The 8,136-nt window shown below is 61.2% G+C and carries 9 protein-coding genes; 5 read left to right on the top strand and 4 right to left on the bottom strand.

Annotation, left to right across the window (positions count from 1 at the left end):
• The 3 genes from trpD to AB5Y82_RS07410 form a co-directional block, all read right to left on the bottom strand.
• A partial coding sequence (gene trpD / locus AB5Y82_RS07420; protein ID WP_368173812.1) for an anthranilate phosphoribosyltransferase occupies window positions 1-921 on the bottom strand: 921 nt, incomplete at its 3' end.
• Window positions 922-931: 10 nt separating this feature from the next.
• A complete protein-coding gene (locus AB5Y82_RS07415) occupies window positions 932-1,531 on the bottom strand; it encodes an aminodeoxychorismate/anthranilate synthase component II (RefSeq protein ID WP_005359135.1) in 600 nt (199 codons plus the stop codon).
• Entirely contained in the window at window positions 1,524-3,158 is a 1,635-nt protein-coding gene (locus AB5Y82_RS07410; protein ID WP_368173811.1) for an anthranilate synthase component 1, read from the bottom strand. The genes AB5Y82_RS07415 and AB5Y82_RS07410 overlap by 8 nt, the downstream gene beginning before the upstream one ends.
• Before the next feature lie 448 nt (window positions 3,159-3,606).
• Here AB5Y82_RS07410 and AB5Y82_RS07405 point away from each other — a divergent pair, with 448 nt between their 5' ends.
• From AB5Y82_RS07405 to rluB, 5 genes are all read left to right on the top strand, one after another.
• Window positions 3,607-4,488: a PHP domain-containing protein gene (locus AB5Y82_RS07405; protein WP_368173810.1), complete on the top strand. Its 882-nt coding sequence runs from the start codon at window positions 3,607-3,609 to the stop codon at window positions 4,486-4,488.
• A gap of 226 nt (window positions 4,489-4,714) precedes the next feature.
• Window positions 4,715-5,335 carry an L-threonylcarbamoyladenylate synthase gene (locus AB5Y82_RS07400; RefSeq protein ID WP_368173809.1) on the top strand — a complete coding sequence of 207 codons (621 nt, stop codon included), beginning with the start codon at window positions 4,715-4,717 and terminating at the stop codon, window positions 5,333-5,335.
• Complete coding sequence (locus tag AB5Y82_RS07395; RefSeq protein WP_162632659.1) at window positions 5,328-6,200, top strand: ScpA family protein; 873 nt, start codon at window positions 5,328-5,330, stop codon at window positions 6,198-6,200. The genes AB5Y82_RS07400 and AB5Y82_RS07395 overlap by 8 nt, the downstream gene beginning before the upstream one ends.
• 86 nt (window positions 6,201-6,286) lie before the next feature.
• Entirely contained in the window at window positions 6,287-6,859 is a 573-nt protein-coding gene (gene scpB / locus AB5Y82_RS07390; protein ID WP_111901551.1) for an SMC-Scp complex subunit ScpB, read from the top strand.
• Window positions 6,860-6,993: 134 nt separating this feature from the next.
• A complete protein-coding gene (gene rluB, locus AB5Y82_RS07385; protein ID WP_005347347.1) occupies window positions 6,994-7,917 on the top strand; it encodes a 23S rRNA pseudouridine(2605) synthase RluB in 924 nt (307 codons plus the stop codon).
• A 30-nt stretch (window positions 7,918-7,947) separates the two neighbouring features.
• Here the strand turns inward: rluB and AB5Y82_RS07380 are convergent.
• A partial coding sequence (locus AB5Y82_RS07380) for a hypothetical protein (RefSeq protein WP_368173808.1) occupies window positions 7,948-8,136 on the bottom strand: 189 nt, incomplete at its 5' end.

Raw genomic sequence — 8,136 nt, 5'->3', positions numbered from 1 at the left:
CTTGAGATCCTTCGCCTTGCCCGCCATCAGCAGCAGTGGCGCCACATTGGCGGCGATGGCGGCGTTGTGGGCCGGGGTGCCACGCCCTTCCAGAATGGCGGCGGTGATGGCGCGGTTCTCTTCCGGTTCCCCCCCCTGAATGGCGCTGACCGGATAGGTCTCCAGGCCAAAGTCAGCCGGGGTGATCATGAATTCGCGGATCTCGCCGTCACGGATCTGGGCCACCTGGGTCGGGCCGTGAATGGCTATTTCATCCAGCCCGGCGCCGTGCACCACCATACCGGTTTTCAGCCCCAGTGCCAGCAGGGTTTCTGCGATGGGGCGCACCAGCTCGGGGGCATAGACCCCCATCAGCTGATAGGTGGGGCGAGCGGGGTTGATGAGCGGCCCCAGCACGTTGAACAGGGTGCGGGTCTTGAGGGCCTGACGCACCGGCATGGCGTGGCGCACCCCTGCATGGTACTGGGGGGCGAACAGGAAGCAGATGCCGAGTTCGTCCAGGCAATGGCGCGCCTGCGCCGGGCTCATGTCGAGCTTGATGCCCATCTTGTCGAGCAGATCGCTTGAGCCCGACTTGCTCGATACCGAGCGGTTGCCATGCTTGGCCACTTTCAGGCCGCAGGCGGCGGCGACCAGCGCCGAAGTGGTGGAGACGTTGATGGTGTTGAGGCCATCGCCACCGGTGCCGACGATGTCGCAAAATTCATAGTCCGGACGCGGGAATTCGCGCGCTTCCGTCAAGAGCGCCTCGGCGGCGCCGGCGATCTCCTCCGGGGTCTCTCCCTTGATCTTGAGGGCAGTCAGCAGGCTTGCGAGCACGATGGGGTCCACTTCGCCACGTACCACCTGACCGAAGGCGTCGCGGGTACTTTCACGGCTCAGAGACTGACCCTGATAGAGGGTGTTGAGATGTTGATGCATGTTGGTCTCCTTACCGCACACTGCTTTCTGGACGGGTGATATGGGCGAGCGCCTGAGTCAGCAGACGGGCCCCTTCCGAAGTCATGATGGATTCCGGGTGGAACTGGAAGCCCAGTACCCGCTCATCCTGCTGCTCGATGGCCATGGGCATCCCCTGATAGTGGGCAATCACCGTCAGCTCTTCCGGTACATAGGTGGCGACCAGCGAGTGGTAGCGGGCCACCGGCAGCGGGCTCGGCAGACCGGCGAAGGCGCCGTGGCCGTTGTGCTCAATCAGCGAACGCTTGCCGTGGACGATTTCGCCTGCCGCCCCGACGGTGCCGCCGTAGGCTTCGCACAGGGCCTGATGGCCGAGACAGATACCGAGGATGGGCACCTGACCGCGGGCCAGCTTGATAAGGTCGATGAGGCAACCCGCCTCGTGGGGGGCGCCCGGCCCCGGCGAGAGCACCAGCACGGCGTCCCCTTCGCAGGCGGCGATCTCGCTCATGATGCGGCTGGCCGGCAGGCTGTTGCGGTAGATCCGCACCGGATAGCCGAGGGAGCGGAACTGATCCACCAGGTTGTAGGTAAAGGAGTCGAAGTTATCGAGCAGGAAAATGTTAGTCATGGCTCACGTCCTTATGTTGCTCCTGCTGGGCGCTCAGGGCTTGCAGGGAGGTGCCATGGCTGGCAGCGATGGCGGCCAGCACGGCGGCCGCCTTGGCGCGGGTTTCGTCCGCTTCGGCTTGCGGCTTGGAGTCATAGACCACCCCGGCACCGGCCTGCACATGGGCCACGCCATCTTTCACGAAAGCAGAACGAATGACGATGCAGGTATCCATCTCGCCGGCGCCGTTGATGTAGCCGACTGCGCCGCCGTAGCTGCCGCGGCGCTTGCCTTCCACCATGCGAATAAGCTCGCTGGCGCGGATTTTGGGTGCGCCAGTGAGGGTGCCCATATTCATGCAGGCCTGATAGGCGTGCAGGGCGTCAAGGTCGGAACGCAGGGTGCCGACCACCTTGGAGACCAGATGCATCACGTGGCTGTAGCGATCCACTTTCAGCAACTCCTTGACGTAGCGGGTGCCGGGCTCCGAGATGCGGGCGATGTCGTTGCGGCCCAGATCTACCAGCATCAGGTGTTCGGCTACCTCTTTCTCGTCCTGACGCAGCTCCAGCTCGATGCGGCCATCGAGATCCCGGTTGATGCTGCCATCCGGGTTGAAACCGCGGCGGCGGGTACCGGCGATGGGGTACATCTCCACATCGCGGCTGGCGGCACAGAATTTCACCGCGCTCTCCGGCGAGGCGCCAAACAGGGTGAAGCCCTCATCCTGCACGTAGAACATGTAGGGGCTGGGATTGGTCTGCTTGAGGCGGCGATAGGCGGCCAGGGGGCTCGGACAGGGCAGGGAGAAGCAGCGGGACGGCACCACCTGGAAGATGTCGCCACGGCGGATAAAGCCCTTGAGCTTCTCCACCTCGGCGCAAAACTGCTTGTCGCTCTTGTCCACGCTCATGCCGCCGGTCAGGGGCTGTGTGGTCAGTTCGGCGCAGAGGGGTTGCTGGCAAATCTGTTTGAAGTCGGTGAGTCGTTCGGTCAGGCGGGTGTATCTGTCTTCCACCTGGCTTTCGTCGCTGTCGCCGCCAAAGATGCAGGCGAGCAGTTGAGTGGTGCGTTCGATATGGTCGATGGTGATCAGGGTCTCGGCAACATAGAAGCAGTAGTCGGGGCAGTCGTTGCTCCCTTCCGGTACTTCGGGCAGATCTTCAAAAGAGGCGATGAGGTCGTAGGCAAAGCTGCCCGCCATAAACAGGGCTTCTTTACCAAGCTGGCAATCGAGCTCCCGCTGCAGGGTGCGCAGCACGTCCAGCACGCTGCTCCCCTTGAGGCGGGAATCTTCGTCCTGCTCCCGATCGGAGGCCGGGAAGTCGAGCTGCAGCTCGCTATCTACTAGCGAGCGAGCCACCACCGCAGGCAGCCGCTCGGCCAGCAGGCTCTGCAACTGGGCGCCGTTGTCGTTGAGGGGGCGAACCCGCACGGTGCGACCACGGCACTCGATGCGCAGGCAGGCATCAACCAGCAGCAGGCTCTGTTTGCCTGCCTTGGAGTCGATCTCCACCGATTCCAGCAGCAGGTTGTTGGGGCGGCCCTGACAGAGACGGGTATAGAGCGCCAGCGGATCGGCCACATAGGGGGCGTTGAGTTTGAGGGTATCGAATTCACCCAGAGGAAGGCGATGTGTGGCTGTCATAGTGCGTTCCCTTGCGTGTGATGCGTGTTACCGATGTTCATGACGTCTAATACCTTGAAAAAGTGCCTTGAAAATGAGGTGGGTTCTGGCGGTTTCAGTAGGGGCGCCATCGCCTGGTCATTACGCTTGTCTGAATTCTCGGTTTCATCACAGGTCCATTTGCCGGATAATAAAAAAGCCCGCTGGGGTCAGCGGGCTTTTTCTTTGGGTTCTTAATTTGCTGTCAGATTACAGGTACAGCAACGACCACACGCCCGCATGTCAGGGAGTGTGCCACCACCAGATGGTCAGGATGGAAGTCGTTTGCATGATAAAGTCCTGTAAAAAGATGTTTGCAATGAAGTGCCTACAGAAAACGATAAAGCCGCGGCCAAGTCAAGTCGCTTTTTAGCCTTCTTTCACCGATTTGCCATGAATGGTGACCTGACCACGAGAGCGGAATAACCTGATGAGATTCGATCTTCACTGCCATACCACTGCCTCCGACGGGGTGCTGAGCCCCGCCGAACTGGTACGCCGCGCTGCCGAAAAACAGGTCGAGGTGTTAGCAGTTACTGACCACGACACCCTTGCCGGGCTTGATGAGGTGCGCCGCACCATCGACGCCGATCAACTGCCGCTGCGACTGGTGAGCGGGGTCGAGATCTCCACCGGCTGGGAGCACCACGAAATTCATATCGTGGCGCTGGGGGTGGATGAAAAAGATCCGCAGCTGACCGACTTTCTGGCCGGTCAGCTGGCCCGTCGCGAGGCGCGCGCGCTGGAAATCGGGCGTCGTCTGGAGAAGTGCCTCATTCCCGGCACCTATGAAGAGGCCAAACAGCTCGCCGGTGACGCCGCCGTGACCCGCGCCCACTTTGCCCGGGTGCTGGTGGCACGCGGGGTGGCCGACAATATGCAGAAGGTATTCAAAAAGTACCTGAGCCGTGGCAATAAAGGGTATGCCCCGGCCGAGTGGCCCGAGATGAGCGAAGCCATCGCTGCCATTCACGCCGCGGGTGGGCTGGCGGTGCTGGCCCACCCCAGCCGTTACGATCTCACCGCCAAGTGGATCAAGCGGCTGCTGGTGGCCTTCAAGGCGGCCGGTGGCGATGCCATGGAAGTCTCATTGCCTCAGCAGAGCCCGCAGGAGCGGGCCAATCTGGGCCAGTGGGCCAAGGATCACGACCTCTATATCTCGGTGGGATCGGATTTTCACTTCCCCTCCAACTGGACCGAGTTGGGCCGCCACCTCTGGCTGCCCAAAGAGGGGATGCCCGTCTGGTTGGCCTATCCCGGTCACTTCGGGCTCACCACCGAACAGCATGCCGAGCTGCTGGCAAGCCGGTAACGGCGCCAGCGAAATAGGGAACAAGTCGGGCAAGAGGGGATTCCCATAGTGTGGCTGGCCTATCCCGGTCACTTTGGGCTCACCACCGAACAGCATGCCGAGCTGCTGGCGAGTCGGTAACGGCGCCAGCGAAGCAGCCACAAACAGGTTAAGGTAGTGTCATGGGTCTTTGACCCGTGACCATACGAGCGGGCAGGTATTGCTGCCCCCATTGCGAGAACAAGCTATGAGTCTGCATTTTTACGTACATCCGGAAAACCCCCAGGCCCGTCTGATCGGTCAGGCGGTACAGATCATCCAGAACGGCGGCGTCATCGTCTATCCGACCGACTCCGGTTATGCGCTGGGTTGCCAGATGGGTGACAAGGGCGCGCTGGAGCGCATCTGCCGTATCCGTCGCCTCGACGCCAACCACGACTTCACCCTGGTGTGCCGCGATCTCTCCGAGATCTCCACCTACGCCAAGGTCGACAACAGCGCGTTTCGCCTGATCAAGAACAACACCCCGGGCGCCTACACCTTCATCTTCAAGGCGACCAAAGAGGTGCCGCGCCGTCTGATGAACGAGAAGAAGAAGAGCATCGGCATCCGGGTACCGGACAACAAGATTGCTCAGGCGCTCTTGGAAGCACTCGGCGAGCCGCTGCTCTCCACCACATTGATCCTGCCGGACTCCGAGATGGCCGAGTTCGATCCGGAAGAGATCTTCGACAAGCTGGGCAAGCAGATCGATCTGGTGGTCAACGGGGGTTATCTGGGCGAGCAGCCCACGACTGTGGTCGATTTCTCTGACGACGAGCCGGTATTGCGTCGTCGCGGTGCCGGAGACCCGACCCCGTTTGAGTGATGTCGCTGAACCGGTGACAGTCCCTTCCGCCGAGACGGGGGCTGGCACCGCACTACCCATCGCGAAAGTCCTTGGGCAGCCCTATCACGAGCTGCCCCAGGACCTGTTCATCCCGCCCGATGCGCTGGAGGTGTTCCTCGATACCTTCGAGGGGCCGCTCGATCTGCTGCTCTATCTGATCCGGCGCCAGCAGCTCGATATCCTCAACCTGCCGATCCTTCAGATCACCGCCCAGTACATGGAGTACGTGGAGCTGATGCAGGGGCTCAACCTTGAGCTGGCGGCTGAATATCTGCTGATGGCAGCCTGGCTGGCGGAGATCAAATCCCGCCTGCTGCTGCCCAAGGCGCCGGAGCTGGAGGATGAAGAGGAGGGGGAAGACCCGCGGGTGACCCTGATCCGCCGCCTGCAGGAGTACGAGCGTTATAAGGTAGGTGCAGAGAAGGTCAATGAGCTGCCACGGGTGGAGCGAGAGATTTATATCGCAGCCGCCTTGCCCCCCGATTTTGGTGCCCTCAAGCCACTTGCGCCCGATGTTTCGCTGGTTGAGCTCGCCCTTTACATGCAAAGTGTGGTAAAACGCGCGACTCATTTCGAACATCACCAGATCCGCCGCGAACAGATCCCGACCCGGGTGCGCATGGCGGAGATCCTCGCCATGCTCACCCTGGGGCAGACCCTGCGCCTTGAGCAGGTGCTGCGCGCCGAAGAGGGGCGCATGGGAGTACTGGTGACGTTTCTGGCCCTGCTGGAGCTGTGCAAGGAGCAACTGATCTGGATCCTGCAGGCTGAACCACTCGGCCCAATCCATTTCGCATTGGCTGCAGAAGCAGAAGAGAATGAGAAACGTGAACAGACCCATTGAGCGTGCATTCCGTCTGTTTCGTTGCAGCCAGAACCCCTGGGTCACAGTGCATTTCGCATTGGCCGAGCAGAGCGAGGAGGGCAACCGTGGCGCTGCCCACTGAACGACTCAAGACCCTGATCGAAGCGGCGCTGTTTGTGGCCGGTCGTCCGCTCAATGTCAGCGAGCTGAAAAGCAGCGTGCTGGCCGATTATCCGGTGACCAGTCGCTATATTCAGCTGCTGTTGGCCGAGATCAGGCAAGATTACAGCTCGCGAGGCGTCGAGCTCAAGGAGGTCGCCTCCGGCTGGCGCTTTCAGGCGCGTCAGGAGTATGCCGAAGAGCTCTCGCGGCTCTGGAGCGAGCGGGCGCCGCGTTATTCCCGCGCCGTGATGGAGACACTGACCCTGATCGCCTATCGCCAACCCATCACCCGGGCCGAGATCGAAGCGATCCGCGGGGTGGCGGTGTCGAGCCAGATAGTGAATACCCTGAAAGAGCGTGGCTGGGTGCGCAGCATAGGCCACAAAGAGGTGGCGGGTCGCCCCGAGCTGCTCGCCACCACCAGAGAGTTTCTGGATTATTTTAATCTGCAGAGTCTGGAGCAGCTCCCAGAGCTGGATCCGGAAATGCAACCCCTGTTGCCCTCTGCGGTGGACGGGGAGATCGATGCCCGGTGAATGGCGCCCAAGCGTGCCGATTTCACCGAGATATACATTTTTCAACTGTGGCAAACGCTCCAACCGGCGTTTGTTACAGTTAACCCCGTTGCCCCTTTTACTAGTGGGCAGCGATCAACAATCAGGTAACCCCGATGAGTGAAAAACTGCAAAAAGTGTTGGCCCGCGCGGGTCACGGCTCCCGTCGTGAGATGGAGGCCCTGATCACCGCAGGTCGGGTCAGTGTGGATGGCAAGGTCGCCACACTGGGGGATCGCGTCGAAGTGAACGCCGTGATCCGGGTGGATGGTCACCAGGTCAAGACCCGTGCCGCGGAGGAAGTGATCTGCCGCGTACTGGCTTACCACAAGCCGGAAGGGGAGATGTGTACCCGTCACGATCCGGAAGGTCGTCCCACCGTGTTTGATCGTCTGCCCAAGATGGAAGGTGCCCGCTGGATCGCGGTCGGCCGCCTCGACGTCAACACCTCCGGTCTGCTGCTGTTCACCACCGACGGTGAGCTGGCCAACCGTCTGATGCACCCGAGCCACGAAGTGGAGCGGGAATACGCGGTACGTGTCTTTGGCGAAATCACCGAAGCCATGTTGCAGCGTCTGCGCAAGGGCGTGCAACTGGAAGATGGCACCGCCAAGTTCAACAAGATCAAACCGGCTGGCGGTGAGGGGCTGAACCAGTGGTTCAACGTCACCCTGACCGAAGGTCGCAACCGTGAAGTGCGCCGCCTGTGGGAATCCCAGGAAGTGCAGGTGAGCCGCCTGATGCGGATCCGCTACGGCGACGTCAAGCTGGACCGCGGCATCCCGCGCGGCGGCTGGCAAGAGCTGAAACTGCCGGAAGTGAACTACCTGCGCGGTCTGGTCAACCTGCCGCCGGAGACCGAATCCAAGGTCGATCTGCAGCAGGATGGCAAAACCAGCCGTCACAAGCAGGCCGCCCAGATCCGTCGCGCTGTGCAGCGTCACAAAGAGATGCAGGGCAAAGAGCCGCGCGCTCGCGCCACCACCGCCCGTCGCAAGCCGCAAGCTTCTACCCGCAACTCCGGTACCGGCAGCAAGTAAGCCGACAACCCGTTGCGAACTGCGCGCCGTTCAAGTGCGCAGTCGGCCAAGCAAAAGGCCCGCATCAACAGATACGGGCTTTTTTATTTTCATTGTCCTGTCCTGAATATGGTTTACACCTTTCCCCCCCAATAAATGGAGAACCCGATGGGACAAGGTGTGAAACGGACACAGCGCGATTACTCGCTGACTTTTAAACTGGCACTGGTCGAGCAGATT

Source organism: Aeromonas sp. s13 (genome assembly GCF_040907905.1).
In the GTDB taxonomy this organism is placed as follows: Bacteria; Pseudomonadota; Gammaproteobacteria; order Enterobacterales; family Aeromonadaceae; genus Aeromonas; species Aeromonas veronii.
This window is presented reverse-complemented; position numbering and strand designations above follow the sequence as displayed.